Genomic DNA, 17,652 nt, shown 5'->3' with positions numbered 1-17,652 from the left:
CCGCCGCCAACCGGAGGCTACCGCCATGCAAAACCCGGATCTCCTCACCCTGCGCTGCGTGCGCTCCACCGCCTACAACAACGAACTCGCGGCAGAGCTGCTGCGCGAGCTCGCCCCCTTCATCGAAAGCGACGAGCTCAACCGCCGCCTGCGCTGCGCCGCGCGCCAACTGATACGCGACGCCGATGCGCTGGAAGGCGCGTATCAGCAGATGGCTTCGTCGAACGAGTGAGCCAAGGCTGATCGATCGCGGACGGAGTCCGCTCCCACCTCGGTTACTCCGCTTGAATTGTTCGTAGAAGCGACGGTCGTCCTCTGGTGTCGCGTACCGAGAATCTCCTTCCCCCCTCTCCCTGACCCTGGCTGCGCGCCCCGCTCCGAAGGGAGAGGGGACCGTTCGGTGCCGGATGAAACGACCACAGCGTCAGCCGGCACAATCTGCTCCCTCTCCCTCCGGGAGAGGGCTGGGGTGAGGGGCAAGCGTCGGCACAAACTTGCCAGAAAGAAGACAGTTCCCCTACCCAACCGCCCCTGCCGGCACGCCGTCGATGGGGCCTTCGCAGGAGCGGACGGCGTCCGCGATGGTTCCAAACCAACCCATGCAACTCTCGGTAGGTACGCGCTGCGCGATCGCGGGCATGGCCTGCGCCTACAGGATCAACGATTATGCGTGCTGCGCACCGGCGCGCTTGAGCAGTTGCTTGCAACGCTCGGACAGGTGCACCACCCGCAGATGCTTTCCAGCCTTGGCGTAGCGCTCGCGCAGGGTCATCAGCGCGGCGATCGCCGAGTAGTCGACGAAGCTCAGGTGCGCGCAATCCAGGGTCACCTGCTGCGGGTCGCCGGCCGGGTCGAACTGGTTGAGAAAGGACGTGGTGGACGCGAAGAACAGCGTGCCATGCAGGCGGTACAACTTGCTGCCATCAGCCTCGTCATGGACGTCGGCGTACAGCTCGCGGGCATGCTTCCAGGCGAAATCCAGCGCGGCCACGACGATGCCGCAGAACACCGCGACGGCCAGGTCCGTCGCCACGGTGATGGCGGTCACCGCGACGATCACCAGCACATCGCTGCGCGGCACCTTGTTCAGCACCCGCAGCGAGGCCCAGGCGAAGGTCTGCTGGGACACCACGAACATCACCCCCACCAGCGCCGCCAGCGGAATGCGCTCGATCAGCGGCGAAAGGAACAGCACGAAGAGCAGGATCATCCCCCCGGCCACCACGCCGGAAAGCCGGCCACGGCCACCCGAGCTGAGGTTGATCACGGTCTGCCCGATCATCGCGCAGCCCCCCATGCCGCCGAACGCGCCCGAGACCATGTTGGCCGCGCCCAGGGCCACGCATTCGCGGTCGGGGAAGCCGCGGCTCTCGGTGATCTCGTCGGTGAGGTTGAGCGTGAGCAGGGTTTCCAGGATGCCGACCATGGCCATCAGGAAGGCGTACGGCGCGATAATCCGCAGGGTCTCCAGGTTCCAGGGGATTGCCGGCCATGCGAACTGCGGCAGGCCGCCGGCGATGTGCGCCATGTCGCCCAGGGTGCGCGTGGGCAGGCCGAGCAGGTAGACCAGCAGGCCGACGCCGAGGATCGCCACCAGCGCCGGCGGCACCGCCCGGGTCAGTTTCGGCAGCCCGTAGACCACCGCCATGGTCAGCGCCACCAGACCCAGCATCAGGTACAGCGGGTTACCGCTGAGCCAGTGCCCGCCGTCCTTGAAGTGTTCCAGCTGGGCCAGGGCGATGACGATGGCCAGGCCGTTGACGAAACCGAGCATCACCGGGTGCGGCACCATGCGCACCAGCTTGCGCAGGCGCAGCAGGCCGAACAGGATCATCACCACGCCGCCCAGCAACACCGTGGCCAGCAGGTACTGCACGCCGTGCTGGACCACCAGCGCGACGATCACCACCGCCATCGAACCGGCGGCGCCGGACACCATGCCGGGACGGCCGCCGAACAGCGCGGTCAGGGTGCAGAGGAAGAAGGCGCCGTACAGGCCCATCAGCGGATTGAGGTGGGCGACCAGGGCGAAGGCGATGCACTCGGGCACCAGCGCGAAGGACGTGGTGAGTCCGGCCAGGACATCGGCACGCAGGCGGGCGGGTTTCATGTTTCTACTCGGAGCGGGGATCACGAAGGGCCGGCAATGGTACGGAAATCCGCCCTGCCCGGCCACCCGCCCATCCCGTTTCGAGGCAGGTCAGGCCTTGGCGGGCGCCGCTGCACCGTTGAGGAACAGTTGCTCGAGCACGGTCGCCGAGCTGGAACTGGCCGCCCGCCCGCGCCGCTCGGCATCGACCATGCCGTAGATCATCGAGAGGAAGAGTTCGGTGAACACCGCCGCGGTGACATCGATGCGCAACGCACCGGACTGCTGGCCGCGAAGGAAGAAGGCATCCAGCGCGTTGCTGTAGGACTGCCAGCGAGCGTCGACGCACGGATCGAGGCTGTCGGGGCTGTACTGGAACATCAGGAACACCAGCACCTCGCGATGCGTCAGGTGCTCCTGGATCAGCTTGCGCAGCGCGGTCAGCGGCTCGGCGGTCTCCAGCTCGCAATTGCTAACGACCTGGTTGAGCACCCGCTCGCCGTACCCCATGAGCATTTCCACCAGGTTGTCGCGCGTGCCGCAGAAGCGGTGCAGCGTCGCCTTGCTCACCCCTGCCGACTCCGCGAGCTCCTTCAGCGTCGCCCGCGGGCGGTCGACGATAGCGGCGGCAAGCGCCTTCAGGAGTCGTTCATCGTGGGCTGAGAGTGTCATGGAGGGCCTCTTGTCAGGTGGCGGATCGTCTCATTGTGCAGAAAAAGACCTTTCTTTTGAAAGGTCGTGACACATTTTATACCCACAGGAAGCATATGAGACTTTATTGACTCATTTTGAATTTAAAAGGATCATACGCGCCTTTCCAGATAGACAGACCCCGGGTGAAACATGGGCAGGTTGCGTGCAGTAGGGACAATCAGTGCGTTGGTCGCCGCGTTGGCGCTGGCGGGATGCGGCCAATCCGGCGAGCCGCAGGCGGCCGCCGAAACGGCGCGCCCCGTGGATGTGGTGGCGGTGACGACCGAAGCCCTCACCTTGACCTCGGAATTGCCAGGGCGCATCGAACCGATGCGCGTCGCCGAGGTGCGCGCGCGGGTGGCGGGCATCGTGGTGCAGAAACGCTTCGAGGAAGGCGCCGACGTCAAGGCCGGCGACCTGCTGTTCCAGATCGACCCGGCCCCGCTGAAGGCCGCCGTGGCCCGCGCGGAAGGCGACCTGGCGCGCGCCCAGGCGGCACAGCAGGAGGCCCAGGCCCGGGTGAAGCGCTACGAACCGCTGGTGAAGATCGAAGCGGTCAGCCAGCAGGACTTCGACACCGCCACCGCCGACCTGCGCAGCGCCCAGGCGTCGGTGCGCTCGGCCCAGGCAGACCTGGAAACCGCACGGCTGAACCTGGGCTATGCCTCGGTGAAGGCGCCGATTTCCGGGCGCATCGGCCGCGCGCTGGTGACCGAAGGCGCGCTGGTCGGCCAGGGCGACGCCACGCTGATGGCGCGCATCCAGCAGCTCGACCCGATCTACGCCGACTTCAACCAGCCGGTGGCCGACGCCCTGCGCCTGCGTGAAGCACTGAAGAGCGGCAACCTCGCCGCCGGCCAGAGCCAGGCCCTGACCTTGCGCGTCGAGGGCACCCAGTACGAGCGCCAGGGCGAGTTGCTGTTCAGCGATATCTCGGTGGACCGCGGCACGGGCCAGGTCTCCCTGCGCGGCAAGTTCGACAACGCCGATGGTCTGCTGCTGCCGGGCATGTACGTGCGCGTCACCGCCCCGCAGGGCACCGACGCCAAGGCCATTCTCGTGCCCCAGCGCGCCGTGCAGCGCGCCACCGATGGCACCGCCCACGTACTGGTGATCGGCGCAGACAGCCGCGTCGAGACCCGGCCGGTGGTGACCGGCGCCATGCAGGGTTCGCGCTGGCAGATCAGCCAGGGCCTGGCCAGTGGTGACCAGGTCATCGTCGGCGGGCTCACCGGCCTGCAGCCGGGCGCCAAGGTCGAAGCCCGTCAGGCACAGCAACAGCAGGCGTCGCGCCAGTAAGGCGAAAGTCGCCGCGAGGTATTCCCATGTCACTGTTCTTCATCAAGCGCCCCAACTTCGCGTGGGTGGTGGCGCTGTTCATTTCCCTGGCCGGCCTGCTGGCCATCCCGCTGCTGCCGGTGGCCCAGTACCCCAGCGTGGCGCCGCCGCAGATCACCGTCACTGCCACCTACCCCGGCGCCTCCGCGCAGGTGCTGGTGGACTCGGTCACCAGCGTGATCGAGGAAGAGCTCAACGGCGCCAAGGGCCTGCTCTACTTCGAATCCACCAGCAACTCCAACGGCATGGCCGAAGTGGTGGTCACCTTCCAGCCCGGCACCAACCCGGAACTGGCCCAGGTGGACGTGCAGAACCGCCTGAAGAAGGCCGAGGCGCGCCTGCCGCAAGCCGTGCTCACGCAAGGGCTGGAGGTGGAGCAGACCAGCGCCGGCTTCCTGCTGATCTACGCGCTGAACTACAAGGAAGGCGCCCAGCGCACCGACACCACGGCGCTGGGCGACTATGCCGCGCGCAACATCAACAACGAGCTGCGCCGCGTACAAGGCGTCGGCAAGCTGCAGTTCTTCTCCTCCGAAGCGGCCATGCGGGTGTGGATCGACCCGCAGAAGCTGGTCGGCTACGGGTTGTCCATCGATGACGTGGGCAACGCCATTCGCGGGCAGAACGTGCAGGTGCCGGCCGGCAGCTTCGGCGCCTCCCCCGGCAGCGCCGAGCAGGAGCTGACCGCCACCCTCGCCGTGAAAGGCACCCTGGACGACCCGGCGGAATTCGGGCGCATCGTCCTGCGCGCCAACCCGGACGGCTCCAGCGTGAAACTGGCCGACGTCGCACGCCTGGAAGTGGGCAGCGAGAGCTACAACTTCACCGCGCGCCTGGACGGCAAGCCCACCGTGGCCGGCGCCATCCAGCTCTCCCCCGGCGCCAATGCCCTGCAGACCGCCGCGCTGGTGAAGCAGCGGCTGGCCGAGCTGTCGGTGAACTTCCCCGCCGACGTCGAATACTCGGTGCCCTACGACACCTCGCGTTTCGTCGACGTGGCCATCGAGAAGGTGATCCACACCCTGCTCGAAGCCATGGTGCTGGTGTTCCTGGTGATGTTCCTGTTCCTGCAGAACGTGCGTTACACGCTGATCCCGGCCATCGTGGTGCCGGTGTGCCTGCTCGGCACGCTGACGATGATGTACCTGCTGGGCTTCTCGGTGAACATGATGACCATGTTCGGCATGGTGCTGGCCATCGGCATCCTGGTGGACGACGCCATCGTGGTGGTGGAGAACGTCGAGCGGATCATGGCCGAGGAAGGCCTCTCCCCGGCGGCCGCGACGGTCAAGGCGATGGGCCAGGTCTCCGGCGCGATCATCGGCATCACGCTGGTGCTGTCGGCGGTGTTCATGCCGCTGGCGTTCATGGCCGGCTCCGTGGGTGTGATCTACCAGCAGTTCTCCCTGTCGCTGGCGGTGTCGATCCTGTTCTCCGGCTTCCTCGCCCTCACCTTCACCCCGGCGCTGTGCGCGACGCTGCTCAAGCCGATCCCCGAAGGCCACCACGAGAAGCGCGGCTTCTTTGGCGCCTTCAACCGCGGCTTCGCCCGCCTGACCGAACGCTACACCCTGCTCAATACCGCGCTGGTGAAACGTGCCGGGCGCTACATGCTGATCTACGCCGGCATCGTCGCCCTGCTCGGCTACAGCTACCTGCGCCTGCCGGAGTCCTTCGTGCCGGTGGAAGACCAGGGCTACATGATCGTCGATATCCAGCTGCCGCCGGGCGCCACCCGTGCGCGGGCCGACGTCACCGGCCAGGAGCTGGAGCAGTTCCTGAAATCCCGCGAGGCCGTGGCGTCGTCCTTCCTGGTGATGGGCTTCAGCTTCTCCGGCATGGGCGAGAACGCCGCGCTGGCCTTCCCGACCCTGAAGGACTGGTCCGTGCGTGACAAGTCGCAGTCCGCCGAGGCGGAAACCGCGGCAGTCAACGAGCGTTTCGCCGGTATCAGCGACGGCGCGATCATGGCCGTCACCCCGCCGCCGATTGATGGCCTGGGCAACTCCGGCGGCTTCTCGCTGCGCCTGCAGGACCGCGCTGGCCTGGGTCGCGACGCGCTGCTGGCGGCCCGCGACCAGTTGCTCGGCCAGGCCAACGGCAACCCGAAGATCCTCTACGCCATGATGGAAGGCCTCGCCGAGGCGCCCCAGCTGCGCCTGGAGATCGACCGCGAAAAGGCACGCACCCTGGGCGTGAGTTTCGAGTCCATCAGCAGCGCGTTGTCCACCGCCTTCGGCTCGGCGGTGATCAACGACTTCGCCAACGCCGGCCGCCAGCAACGCGTGGTGGTGCAGGCCGAACAGGGCGACCGGATGACCCCGGAAGCCGTGCTCAAGCTCTACGTGCCCAACAGCGCCGGCGAGTTGGTGCCGCTCTCCGCCTTCGTCAGCACCCGCTGGGAAGAAGGCCCGGTGCAGCTGGCGCGCTACAACGGCTACCCGACCATCCGCATCGCCGGCGACGCCGCACCCGGCGTCAGCACCGGCGAAGCCATGGCGGAAATGCAGCGCCTGGTGAGCGAACTGCCGCACGGCATCGGTTACGAATGGACCGGCCTCTCCTACCAGGAGAAGGTCGCCAGCGGCCAGGCCACGCAGCTGTTCGCCCTGGCGATCCTGGTGGTGTTCCTGCTCCTGGTGGCGCTCTACGAGAGCTGGGCGATCCCGCTGTCGGTGATGCTCATCGTGCCCATCGGCGCCCTCGGCGCGGTGCTCGCGGTGACGGTCACCGGGCTGCCCAACGACGTGTATTTCAAGGTCGGCCTGATCACCATCATCGGTCTGGCGGCGAAGAACGCGATCCTCATCGTCGAGTTCGCCAAAGAGCTCTGGGAACAGGGCCACAGCCTGCGCGACGCCGCGATCCAGGCCGCGCGCCTGCGCTTCCGCCCGATCATCATGACCTCCATGGCCTTCATCCTCGGCGTGGTGCCGCTGGTGATCGCCAGCGGCGCCGGCGCCGCCAGCCAGCGCGCCATCGGCACCGGGGTGATCGGCGGGATGCTCAGCGCCACCCTGCTGGGGGTGATCTTCGTGCCCATCTGCTTCGTCTGGCTGCTGTCGCTGCTGCGTCGCCAGCCCAAACCTGCGCATCAACCCACGGAGGCCGCGCAATGATCACCCTGCGCACACCCGCCTTTGCCAGCGCGCTCGCCCCAAGCGCGCTGGTGCTGGCGATGATTCTGGGCGGTTGCTCCCTGGCGCCCACCTACGAGCGCCCCGAGGCACCGGTTGCACAGCGCTGGAGCGGCCCCGCCGCCCAGCCCGGCGCCGCCGCCAGCCACCTCGACTGGCAGACTTTCATCGTCGACAGCGAACTGCGCGAACTGGTCAGCGTGGCGCTGGACAACAACCGCTCCCTGCGCCAGACCCTGCTGGACATCGAACAGGCCCGCGCGCAATACCGCATCCAGCGCGCCGACCGCGTGCCGGGGCTGAACGCGGCTGCCAACGGCAATCGCCAGCGCCTGCCGGCGGACCTGTCCAACGGCGGCGGCTCGGCGGTGAGCAGCAGCTACCAGGTCGGCCTGGCGCTGCCCGAGTACGAACTGGACCTGTTCGGCCGGGTGAAGAGCCTGACCGACGCGGCGCTGGAGCAGTACCTGTCCAGCGAGGAAGCCGGGCGTAGCGCGCGCATCGCGCTGATCGCCGAAGTCAGCCAGGCCTATCTCACCTACGACGGCGCCCAGCGCCGCCTGCAACTGACCGAGCAGACCCTGGCCAGCCGCGAGGATTCGCTCGGGTTGATCAGCCAGCGGCGCAGCGCCGGCGCGGCCACCGCGCTGGACTACCAGGAAGCGCTGGGGCTGGTGGAACAGTCCCGCGCCGAGCTGGAAAGCAACGCGCGGCAGAAGCAGCAGGCGCTCAATGCCCTGGTGCTGCTGCTCGGCACCCGCGATGCCGCGCAGCGCATCCCGCAGGTGCCGCAGGCCACGCCCATGCTGATCCAGGACATCGCACCCGGCACCCCGTCCGAGCTGATCGAGCGGCGCCCGGACATCCTCGCCGCCGAGCACGTGCTCAAGGCGCGCAACGCCGACATCGGCGCGGCCCGCGCGGCGTTCTTCCCGCGCATCAGCCTGACCGGCAGCTTCGGTACCTCCAGCGCGGAAATGTCCGGGTTGTTCGACGGCGGTTCGCGTTCGTGGAGCTTCGTGCCGACCCTGTCGCTGCCGATCTTCGACGCGGGGCGCAACAGCGCCAACCTGGACCTGGCCAAGGTGCGCAAGGACTCAGCGGTGGCCGCCTACGAAGGCACCATCCAGACGGCGTTCCGCGAAGTCGCCGACGCGCTCGCGGCCACCGACACGCTGCGCCGCGAAGAGGCCGCGCGCCGCGCGCTGGCCAACACCACCGGCGAAACCCTGAAGCTGGCCAAGGCGCGTTACGAAGGCGGCGTCGACAGCCACCTGCGCTACCTCGACGCCCAGCGCAGCCACTTCGTCAACGAGTCGGCCTACATCGAGACCAGCACCCAGCGGCAGATCGCCCTGGTGGATCTGTTCCGCGCGCTGGGCGGCTGGAGCGGTGACGTGACGGCGCGGCGCTGATCCTTCGCCGCTGTAACGCAAAGGCCCCGGCAATCTGCCGGGGCCTCTTCTTGTGCAGCGCAACGCTTCAGGCGAGCAGCGACTCCAGCACCCGGTTCAGGTGCAGCACGCCGATCCTGCCCAGTTCCTCCCGGTCGGTGATCGGCTGGTCGTCGCGCAGGAAGCCCAGCCGCCCTTCGGCAACCGCCTCGGCGATGGCTTCGAGCAATTCGTCCTGGGTGTGGCAGCCATCCAGCAGCGGCAACAGCAGCGCGGAAAACGCATCCAGGGTGATCGCCTCGTGCCAGGGGTTGAAGGTCACGCTGCCCTCGCCGCCTCCGCCCAACTGCGCAAAGCCGATGACTTCCGGATCGACCCGTGGCATGCCCGCCGCGCCCGGCCCGCCGATCACCGGCACCAGGCGATAGCGGCCCAGATCGGCCACCACGATGTGCTCGAACAGGTCGAGCAACTGCGGCTCGGCCCTGGCCGGCAGCGTGCCCAGTTGCTGCTCGATGTAGGCCAGCAGCGCCGGCAGGTTCTGCGTGCGCGGCCAGACCTCGTTGAGGCGGTAGGCGGCGACCTTCATCGCGGCGCCGCGCAAGCCGATACGGCGCCCGTCGGCCACCAGGAACTGCTGCTCGCTGTCGTCCAGCTGCACCGCGCCTTCGCATTCGAAACGGCCGGCCACGTGCAGCTTGACCAGGCGGTCGGCGGTCATCCGGTAGCGGATCGCCCCGGCCTTGTCGGCGTGCACCAGGAGCGTCTGCCGGGTGCTGCGGTTGGTCAGGATGTCCATGTACTGCTCCATGGCCACCTGGCTGTGCCCGCACTCGTTGAGCAGCGCCTGCTGCACCCCCTCGGGGAAATGGCTGATGAACATGCCCGCCGCGCGGGTATCGGCCAGGTACGCCAGGCCGTGCTGCTCGAAGCGCTGCACGAAGTCGGAGAAGTAGAACGGCGTGTTGTTCGGTTCGAGGAACGCCGACAGGCGCGCCGGGTCCCCACGCAGCGACTCGCACTCCTCCACCGCCCCCTTGAGCGCGTTGCCACCCAGGTTCGCCCAGCGCTTGAGGAAATCGAACATGCCCTGCGCCTCGGCCAGCGCCTGCGCGTCGAGGGCGCGGCCATCCAGGCGCAGCAGCATGGCATCGCGCACCATCTCCCGGGACTTCCAGCCCGGATAGGTATTGCAGCTGACATAGGCGACGCCATTGGCCGCCAGGTTCTCCTTGCAGATGCGCATGACCTCGCGGCGATCCATCGCGGACAGATGGCTGTAGAGCCCATGGCAGATGATGTAGTCGAACTCGCCGAACTCCGCGGTGATCTCCTCCAGCGCGGCGGCATGCAGGCGCAGGTTGCCCAGCCCGAGCTGGCGGACCGTCTGCTGCCCTTGCTTGATGCGCTCGGCCGACGCATCGACACCCAGCACCTTGGCGCGGCGGTGGCGCACCGCGAACGGCACCAGGTTGCTACCCGCGCCGCAGCCCAGCTCCAGCACCCGGGCCTTTTCCACCTTCGGCGGCTCCAGACCGAACAGCCAGGCCAGCACGGCCAGGTGCTCGGGCGCGTAATGCGGGTGACAACGGAAGATCTGGGCGGAATTGACCTGGGAAGACGGAAGCGGCGTAGCGGATGCGGACACGGAAGGGTTGCCTACTGGATGCGGGGTATGACCTCGTCGAATGCGCCGACAAGACTTGCGCGCATTCTGCCGCCCCGCCCAACGCGGTACTGCACCTCAAAACCGATTAAGGATTTTTCTGACAGGATATTCGTCCGCCCGCCGACGAATCACTCAGCGGCTGGTTTCCGTCCCCGGCGGCGCCAGCATCGCCGCGGCCTGGCCGTCGAAGTAAGCCACCTGCAGCGGGCGATTCAGGCCATGCAGGCGACCCTCGCCATAGGCCAGCGCACCATGCTGGCGAAGGCTCAACTGACCGTTGCACAAGGTGAGTTCGGCGCCATCGGACGAGGTGAATTCCAGCGAGTTTTTATCCAGGTGCAACACCTCGATGGTGGTGCCCGACGCCGGGAACTGCGCGCGCACCCGCGCCAGGTAGGTCGGCGCCAGGCGGCCGAACAGCTGCTGCGCCTGCTCGCGGATCTCCAGCGGATTGAGTCCGGGGCGCCGCTGCAGCTCGCTGGCGATCAACGTGAACACATCGGCGTTGGCACGGGCGATGGCCAGGCGCACCGACAGCAGCATCGTCAGGCTGGCCTGGTCAGTGACCGTCTCCGCGGCGGCGTCCGTCTTTGCCTTGCCGTGGGCGGAGCCGCCCTGCGCCGCCTGCAAGAGCTGCAGGTCGGCCAGGGAGAATGCCGTGCTCGCCAGGTGCGCCGCGCACAGCGTGGCCTGCCCCGCGCGGTCACCATTGCTCAGCAACGCCAGGGCTGGATTGCGCTTGGCCGCTGCCGCGGTGTCGACCTTCTGCTGGGCCAGGAAGGCATTCACCTGGTCCTGGGTGGCGTTGCCACGGGCCAGGCCGCAAATCTGGTTCATCAATTCCGGCGTGAGGCCATCCTCGAGCTTGGGCGCCAGCGCCAACACCGCGCCCTGCAGGAACGGCAAGGCCGGCAGAGTCAGCCACTCGCGGTGAACGGCCTCAGCCGGGGGCGACTGCGGCGGTTGCGGGTCCTTGCAGCCGGACAGCGCCAGGGAGCCCAGGAACAGGGCGAAGCAGAAATATCGGGAGATCATCGAAGGCAGCGCAATGGAGGAATGAAAAAAAGGAAGTTCGGTGGAAATAAAAAAAGGCGCGGCAGTGAGCCGCGCCTGGCGATTACCTCGCCTGGACCGCCACGCTGGTGCGGCGGTTGGGTGCCAGACAGGCGATCACCTCGGGCGTCGCCGCGCCCGGGCAGTTCACCAGCGGCTCGGCCGGGCCACGGCCTTCGGCGCTGATCAGCGCGCCGGATACGCCGTGCTGGATCAGGTAGCTGCGCACCGCATTGGCGCGGGCCTGGGACAGCTGGATGTTGCTCTGCACGCTGCCGATGCGGTCGGTATAGCCGACGATGTCCAGGGAAATCAGCTCGGCGCCCTTCAGGCCTTCGGCCAGCTCGTCCAGCTTCGCCTTGCCTTCCGGACGCAGCACCGCGCTGCCGAAGGCGAACGAGGCATCCGCCGCCAGGTTCAGGGTGCGCGCACGCGGTTGCGGTGTGGGCGCAGGAACCGGCGCCGGCGCCTGCTGCAGGCAGTCGGCCGGGTGGAAGTAGAAGGACTGGGCCATGTAGTCGGTGTCGTAGAGCACCTTGTACTGGCAGACCTTGTCCGGCTGGCCCTCGGCCTGGCGGAACTTGAAGATGTAGTCCCACTCGCGCACGCCGAACATGCCTTCGGAGAACTGCGGGTGGCCCAGCAGGTCCTGCACCTGGTGCTTGGTCATGCCGGAGCGCATCTTGCCCAGGTTCTCCAGGTTGACGTAGCTGCCTTCGGGCATGCTGGCGTCCTTCATCGCCGGGAATACCGGCTCCTGGGTGTGCCCTGCCGAATCCACATCGCTGACGGTACCGCAGGCGGTCAGCGCAGCCAGCGCGGAAGCCGCCAGGGCGAGCTTCAGGCCGCCCAGTTTGTATTGCTCGAACATCTGATAAACCTCGAAAGATCCGCGAGGGGCCCGGCAGCGCCGGGCCCTTCGTTCAGGAAGGAATTACCACTGGTAACCCACGCCGACCGACACGCCGAACTGGCCCTGGGTGTCGGTGTTGCCCGACAGCTTGGTGACCCATTTGCCGTTGTCGGAGATGCGCGACACACCGATCGCCAGGGCGTTCTGCCCGCGGTAGTTGCCCATGCCGACCGAGGCCATGCTGGCGCCCGGCGTATACGGCTGCGGCAGCGTGGCGGCGGCCAGCGCTCCGGCGATGCCGGCGCTCAGGGTGTCGTCCTGTTTCTTCAGGTCGCGCTTGAGGTCGGTGTAGACGCCGTTGATGTTGTTGTTGATGTCGCCGGTCGCCTTGTTCAGCTGGGCGACGTTGACGGCATCGGTATCGGCGCTGCCCGCGGCCAGGTTGGTGATCTGCCGCTCGGCGCCGGCGCTGCCGACGGACACCGAGTTGGCGCGATCAGCCACCGAGTCGTTGCCCAGGGCCACCGAGTTGCTGGCGGTCGCCTTCGAGCGCGTACCGACGGCCACGGCGTTGTCGCCCGAGGCCTGGGCACCGGCGCCACCGGCCACTGCGTCCTTGCCGGTCGCCTTGGGCTTGGCCAGGTTGCTGGTGTTGTTCACCTGGAACATGCCGTCCTTGCCGTCAGCGACATTGCTGATGCTGGCATTGGCGTTGTTCGCCACGCTCTTCAACTGGGCAACGTTGACCGCATCGCTGTCTTCGCTGCCGGCGGCTACGCCGGTGATCTGGCGATAAACACCGTTGTCGGCGTCGCCCACGCTCACCGCGCCGCGAGTGCTGGTGGTCGCGGCGATGGCCTTGGCCTGCTCGTCGGTCGCCGTGGCCGGCACATACCCGGCAGTGCCCGCGTCACGCTTGGCCACCGAGTCGCTGCCCAGCGCCACGCCGGCGTCGGAAGTGGCGCTGGCGTTGACGCCGGCAGCCAGGGAGTTCTTGCCCTGGGCGCCGTCGTTGGCGTAGTTGCCGCCCTTCTGCCCGTTGTCGTTGACGCTGTAGTAGTGCGTCTCGGCGTTGGACATCGCGACGTTGAGCTGATCGACGTTGACCGCGTCGCCGCCGTCCACGCCCGCCGCCACGTTGGTGATGCGCGTGCCGCCGGTCCTGGTGGTGCTGTCGTAGGTGTCGCCACCCAGGTTGACGGTGCTGTAGTCGATGCTGCCGTCAGGCTTGGTCACGTACTTGACCGCGCCCTTGTCCAGCGTACCGACGCCCGCGGTGATGGTTTCCAGGGCCTGGTTGGTCGCATACAGCTGCGAGCCGTTGACGGCATCGGTGCTGGTCTCGCTCAGGCGGCCGGCCGCGACGTTGGTGATGGTGCGCTCGTTACCGACGCTGCCGACGCTGACGGTGCTGGTCGGCGAGGTGCCGGCGAAGGTGTAGTTCACTCCGCGAAGCGTGGTGCCGGTGGTGGCTACGGCAGCGTCGGTGACCGAGCCTGCGCCCAGCGCCACGCTGTTGGCCTGACCGGAGACCGCGCCCATGCCGATGGCCACGGAATCCTGGCCGGAGGCCACGGCGTCGGTGCCGGTGGAATTGGCGTGGAAGTACTTGGTGCCGGTGTCATAGATATTGGTGACGCGACCGTCCACATCACCGATGTTGGTGGTGTTCTGCGCGACCTGGGCGTTGGTCTCGTTGAGCTGAGACATGTTCACCGCATCGCTGTCATCCACGCCGCGCGCGACGTTGGTGATGCGCGTGCCACCGGTCTTGCTGCTCTTGTCGTAGGTGTCACCACCCAGGGTGACGCTGTTGTAGTTGATGCTGCCATCAGCGTTCAGGTCGTACTTCACCGCACCGGCATCGAGGTGATCGATGGCCGAGTTGGTGGCGAACAGCTGCGAGCCGTTGACCGCATCGGTGCTGGTGGCGCTCAGGCGGCCAGCGGCAACGTTGGTGATGGTGCGCTCGTTGCCGACGCTGCCCACGCTGACGGTGCTGGTCGGCGCAGTGCCAGCGAACTGGTAGCTGGTGCCGGCAATGGTGGTGCCGGTTGTGGCGACGGCCGCATCGGTGACCGAGCCGGAGCCCAGCGCCACGGCGCCATCCTGCGCCGCCTTGGCGCCCACGCCGGCGGCCAGTGCGTTCACACCGGTGGCACCGTCGTTGTTGTAGTTGTCGCCCTGCACGCCGTTGTCGTTGACGCTGTAGTAGTGCGACTTGGCGCCATCGACGCTGCTGTTCAGTTGGTCGACGTTGACGGCATCGCCGCCATTCACGCCGGCAGCGACGTTGGTGATGCGCGTGCCACCGGTCTTCGTGGCGCTGTTGTAGGTATCGCCACCCAAGGTGACGCTGCCGTAGTTGATGCTGCCATCCGGGTTGGTGTCGTACTTCACCGCGCCGGCATCGAGGTGATCGATGGCGGAATTGGTGGCGAACAGCTGCGAGCCATTGACCGCATCGGTGCTGGTGGCGCTCAGGCGGCCAGCGGCAACGTTGGTGATGGTGCGCTCGTTTCCGACGCTGCCCACGCTGACGGTGCTGGTCGGTGCGTTGCCGGCGAACTGGTAGTCGGTGCCGGCAATGGTGGTGCCGGTGGTGGCCACGGCAGCGTCGGTAACCGAGCCGGAGCCCAGCGCCACGGCGCCGTCCTGCGCCGCCTTGGCGCCCACGCCGGCAGCCAGTGCGTTCACACCGGTGGCACCGTCGTTGTTGTAGTTGTCGCCCTGCACGCCATTGTCGTTGACGCTGTAGTAGTGCGACCTGGCGCCATCGACACTGCTGTTCAACTGGTCGACGTTGACGGCATCGCCGCCATTCACGCCGGCAGCGACGTTGGTGATGCGCGTGCCGCCGGTCTTCGTGGTGCTGTTGTAGGTATCGCCACCCAGGGTGACGCTGCCGTAGTTAATGCTGCCATCCGGATTGGTGTCGTATTTCACCGCGCCGGCATCGAGGTGATCGATGGCCGAGTTGGTGGCGAACAGCTGCGAGCCGTTGACCGCATCGGTGCTGGTGGCGCTCAGGCGGCCAGCGGCAACGTTGGTGAGGGTGCGCTCGTTGCCGACGCTGCCCACGCTGACGGTGCTGGTCGGTGCGTTGCCGGCGAACTGGTAGCTGGTGCCGGCAATGGTGGTGCTGGTGGTGGCCACGGCGGCGTCGGTGACCGAGCCGGAGCCCAGTGCCACGGCGCCATCCTGCGCCGCCTTGGCGCCTACGCCGGCGGCCAGTGCGTTCACACCGGTGGCGCCGTCGTTGTTGTAGTTGTCGCCCTGCACGCCGTTGTCGTTGACGCTGTAGTAATGCGTCTTGGCCGAACGGTTGATGGAGTCGTTCAGTTGGTCGACGTTGACCGCGTCGGTGCCATCGGTGCCCTGGGCCACATGCTTGATCTGCTGGCCGCCGGCATCGATGCCGGCCGTGGTCACGCTCGGGCCATTGGCAATGGTCAGGCCGGAGGCGTCCAGGGTCGTGGTGCCGCCCGCCGTCACGCTGGTGAAGGCCGGGTTGTCCGCCATCAGCAGGTTGAGCTGGCCGTTGGCGTCGACCTCGGTTTTCAGGTTCGCGCCGCTGTAGGTGCCGGCCGTGCTGCCAGCGCCCTGGATGGTCAGGGTATCGCCCAGTTGCTTGGCGGTGCTGCCGGTATTGCCAGCGAAGGTGAGCGGCGTGGACGCGACGTCTTCGACTGCCGAGGTGACCGCGAACAGCTGCGAGCCGTTGATGGCATCGGTACTGGTGCGGCTGATGCGGCCGGCGGCGACGTTGGTCAGGGTCCGCTCGTTGCCCACGTTGCCGATACTGACGGTGCTGGTCGGCGCCACACCGGCGAAGTCGTAGGTGGTGTTGCCGATCTGGATGTTCTGGGTGGCGACCGCCGCGCTGGTGGTCGAGCTGACGCCCAGTGCCACCGAGCGCGCCTGCTGTGCCGCCGCGCCGTTACCGATGGCGACCGCGTCGACCGCCGTGGCCTTGGCCTTGGCGCCCACGGCCACGGCGTTGTCCATGGTCGCCGAGGCGGAGTTGCCCAGCGCGGTGCTCAGCTTGCCGGCCGCATTGGTGCGCTCGCCGATGCCGACGCCGCCCTTGTCGGCGAACGACTCGTTGCCGACAGCGGTGGACGCCTCGCTCGGATCGGACAAGCTGTTGGTCGCGTGCGCCATGCGGCCGATAGCGACGTTGCCGGTGAAGGCACTGGGTGGGTTGGCCTCGTCTGCCAGCGCCTGGTAACCGATGGCCACGCTGCCGCTGTTCAAGGCCTGGGCTTCGTTGCCCAGCGCGACCGAACCCGGGCCGAGGATGGACTGCGCAACGGTGTCCTTGCCGATGGCGATGCTGGCGTCGTTAGCCTTCGTCTGGGCATTGGTGCCAATGGCGATGGAGTCGTTGGGCGTCGCGGTGGCGCCGAAGCCCTGGGCGATAGCGTTCACCCCGGCGGTGGATGCCCCGGTGCCGATGGCCATGCTGCCGATCGCCGTGGTGCTCGAGCCCGAGCCCAGCGCCAGGCTGTCGATGGCGCCCGCGCTGGTGTTGTAACCCAGCGCAGTGGCGCGCGCGCCATTGGTTTTCGCGCCTACGCCGGCGGCCGTCGCATTGGTGCCGACCGCGCCGTCGTTGAGGTAGTTGGCGCTTTGGACGTTGTTGTCGTTGACGCTGAAGTAATGCGACTCCGTGCTGCCGGCGGAGCTCTTCAGGGTCGCGCCCAGCAACGCGGTTTTCGTGCTGGGGGTGGCGTCGGCGCTGGATGCCGGCGCGACGGAATAGCTGGTGCTGGCGAGCGCAGCAGACGGGGTTTCCTCCGTCGCGCGGTAGTCGCCCAACGCCGTCGAATAGGCCAGCGCCGCCGAGGACGAAACCGCACTCGGCGCGGCGACGGCGTTGCCGACCGCCACGCTGGAATCGATCAGGTTGCCGACCTGGACATCATCGGCCCAGACGGCTTGCGAGGCGCCGATGGCCAGCGCCAGCGAGGTGGCTGCCAGGCCCGCCCCGCGTACCTTCTTGCGGCGCGAGCCGCTCTTGCCCTTGCCCTTGGCAGTGGCGAATTCACAGGCGACCACCCACGCATTGAGGGCGGCGTTCCACACCAAACGATACACCTTGTTCATCATGACTCCTGGGAAAGCAGAATCCGTTGGCACTCGCCGCGCCCAGTGCGCGTCCATTCGCAACGCACTGGTTCAACGCGGGTGTCTGGGGCATCACTCGGCTTGCGGCGTGAGCGTCTGGAACAACAGCTGCCGCCCGCCAGGAGGTGCCCGACGTCAACTCGATTCAGGAAAAACGCACCGGCAGCCCGCGCTGAACGTGCAGGGGGATGCCGCGATTTACAGGACACGAGGCGAGCTCGTCAGAGCAGGGCTCGGAGCGCTCAGGCGCGGAGGTACGCGCCGTAGGCAAGCCCGAGAGCCCAGTGATCGGAGAG

General features: G+C 67.6%; 10 protein-coding genes. 4 read left to right on the top strand and 6 right to left on the bottom strand.

Going from position 1 to position 17,652, the window contains the following annotated elements; genetic code table 11:
* Nucleotides 1–25: 25 nt before the first annotated feature.
* Nucleotides 26–232 carry a hypothetical protein gene (locus ACNFIA_RS16180; protein WP_259754606.1) on the top strand — a complete coding sequence of 69 codons (207 nt, stop codon included), beginning with the start codon at nucleotides 26–28 and terminating at the stop codon, nucleotides 230–232.
* 432 nt (nucleotides 233–664) lie between these two features.
* Here ACNFIA_RS16180 and ACNFIA_RS16175 read toward each other — a convergent pair whose 3' ends face one another.
* Both ACNFIA_RS16175 and ACNFIA_RS16170 read right to left on the bottom strand, forming a co-directional pair.
* Entirely contained in the window at nucleotides 665–2,110 is a 1,446-nt protein-coding gene (locus ACNFIA_RS16175) for a SulP family inorganic anion transporter (protein WP_416786549.1), read from the bottom strand.
* A gap of 90 nt (nucleotides 2,111–2,200) precedes the next feature.
* Entirely contained in the window at nucleotides 2,201–2,761 is a 561-nt protein-coding gene (locus ACNFIA_RS16170) for a TetR/AcrR family transcriptional regulator (protein ID WP_259754604.1), read from the bottom strand.
* A 171-nt stretch (nucleotides 2,762–2,932) separates the two neighbouring features.
* On the opposite strand from ACNFIA_RS16170, the gene ACNFIA_RS16165 reads away from it, so the two are divergent.
* From ACNFIA_RS16165 to ACNFIA_RS16155, 3 genes are read left to right on the top strand one after another with little or no spacing between them, the layout of a single operon-like run.
* Complete coding sequence (locus ACNFIA_RS16165; RefSeq protein WP_416786546.1) at nucleotides 2,933–4,081, top strand: MexC family multidrug efflux RND transporter periplasmic adaptor subunit; 1,149 nt, start codon at nucleotides 2,933–2,935, stop codon at nucleotides 4,079–4,081.
* Between the two features lie 26 nt (nucleotides 4,082–4,107).
* Nucleotides 4,108–7,239: a multidrug efflux RND transporter permease subunit gene (locus tag ACNFIA_RS16160; protein WP_416786543.1), complete on the top strand. Its 3,132-nt coding sequence runs from the start codon at nucleotides 4,108–4,110 to the stop codon at nucleotides 7,237–7,239.
* 5 nt (nucleotides 7,240–7,244) lie between these two features.
* The gene (locus tag ACNFIA_RS16155; RefSeq protein WP_416786714.1) at nucleotides 7,245–8,672 is read left to right on the top strand and encodes an efflux transporter outer membrane subunit; all 1,428 of its coding nucleotides are present in this window, start codon (nucleotides 7,245–7,247) and stop codon (nucleotides 8,670–8,672) included.
* A gap of 67 nt (nucleotides 8,673–8,739) precedes the next feature.
* On the opposite strand, the gene ACNFIA_RS16150 is transcribed toward ACNFIA_RS16155, so the two are convergent.
* The 4 genes from ACNFIA_RS16150 to ACNFIA_RS16135 all read right to left on the bottom strand — a co-directional run bounded on the left by ACNFIA_RS16150 (nucleotide 8,740) and on the right by ACNFIA_RS16135 (nucleotide 17,335).
* On the bottom strand, nucleotides 8,740–10,299 hold the full coding sequence (locus tag ACNFIA_RS16150) for a methyltransferase regulatory domain-containing protein (RefSeq protein WP_416786541.1): 1,560 nt from the start codon (nucleotides 10,297–10,299) through the stop codon (nucleotides 8,740–8,742).
* Between the two features lie 153 nt (nucleotides 10,300–10,452).
* A complete protein-coding gene (locus ACNFIA_RS16145) occupies nucleotides 10,453–11,355 on the bottom strand; it encodes a hypothetical protein (RefSeq protein WP_416786539.1) in 903 nt (300 codons plus the stop codon).
* Nucleotides 11,356–11,437: 82 nt separating this feature from the next.
* Nucleotides 11,438–12,244 (bottom strand): OmpA family protein, encoded by an 807-nt coding sequence (locus ACNFIA_RS16140; RefSeq protein WP_416786537.1) that lies wholly within the window; start codon nucleotides 12,242–12,244, stop codon nucleotides 11,438–11,440.
* 63 nt (nucleotides 12,245–12,307) lie between these two features.
* Nucleotides 12,308–17,335: a YadA-like family protein gene (locus tag ACNFIA_RS16135; RefSeq protein ID WP_416786534.1), complete on the bottom strand. Its 5,028-nt coding sequence runs from the start codon at nucleotides 17,333–17,335 to the stop codon at nucleotides 12,308–12,310.
* Nucleotides 17,336–17,652 lie beyond the last annotated feature (317 nt).

This window comes from Pseudomonas sp. NY15437, assembly GCF_048068435.1.
Lineage (GTDB): Bacteria > Pseudomonadota > Gammaproteobacteria > Pseudomonadales > Pseudomonadaceae > Pseudomonas > Pseudomonas nitroreducens_B.
This window is presented reverse-complemented; position numbering and strand designations above follow the sequence as displayed.

Excerpts from the sequence above, each read along its gene's own strand:
- ACNFIA_RS16180 (WP_259754606.1), top strand. The coding sequence starts at position 26 with ATGCAAAACCCGGATCTCCTCACCCTGCGCTGCGTGCGCTCCACCGCC.
- ACNFIA_RS16175 (WP_416786549.1), bottom strand. The coding sequence starts at position 2,110 with ATGAAACCCGCCCGCCTGCGTGCCGATGTCCTGGCCGGACTCACCACG.
- ACNFIA_RS16170 (WP_259754604.1), bottom strand. The coding sequence starts at position 2,761 with ATGACACTCTCAGCCCACGATGAACGACTCCTGAAGGCGCTTGCCGCC.
- ACNFIA_RS16165 (WP_416786546.1), top strand. The coding sequence starts at position 2,933 with ATGGGCAGGTTGCGTGCAGTAGGGACAATCAGTGCGTTGGTCGCCGCG.
- ACNFIA_RS16160 (WP_416786543.1), top strand. The coding sequence starts at position 4,108 with ATGTCACTGTTCTTCATCAAGCGCCCCAACTTCGCGTGGGTGGTGGCG.
- ACNFIA_RS16145 (WP_416786539.1), bottom strand. The coding sequence starts at position 11,355 with ATGATCTCCCGATATTTCTGCTTCGCCCTGTTCCTGGGCTCCCTGGCG.
- ACNFIA_RS16140 (WP_416786537.1), bottom strand. The coding sequence starts at position 12,244 with ATGTTCGAGCAATACAAACTGGGCGGCCTGAAGCTCGCCCTGGCGGCT.
- ACNFIA_RS16135 (WP_416786534.1), bottom strand. The coding sequence starts at position 17,335 with ATGAACAAGGTGTATCGTTTGGTGTGGAACGCCGCCCTCAATGCGTGG.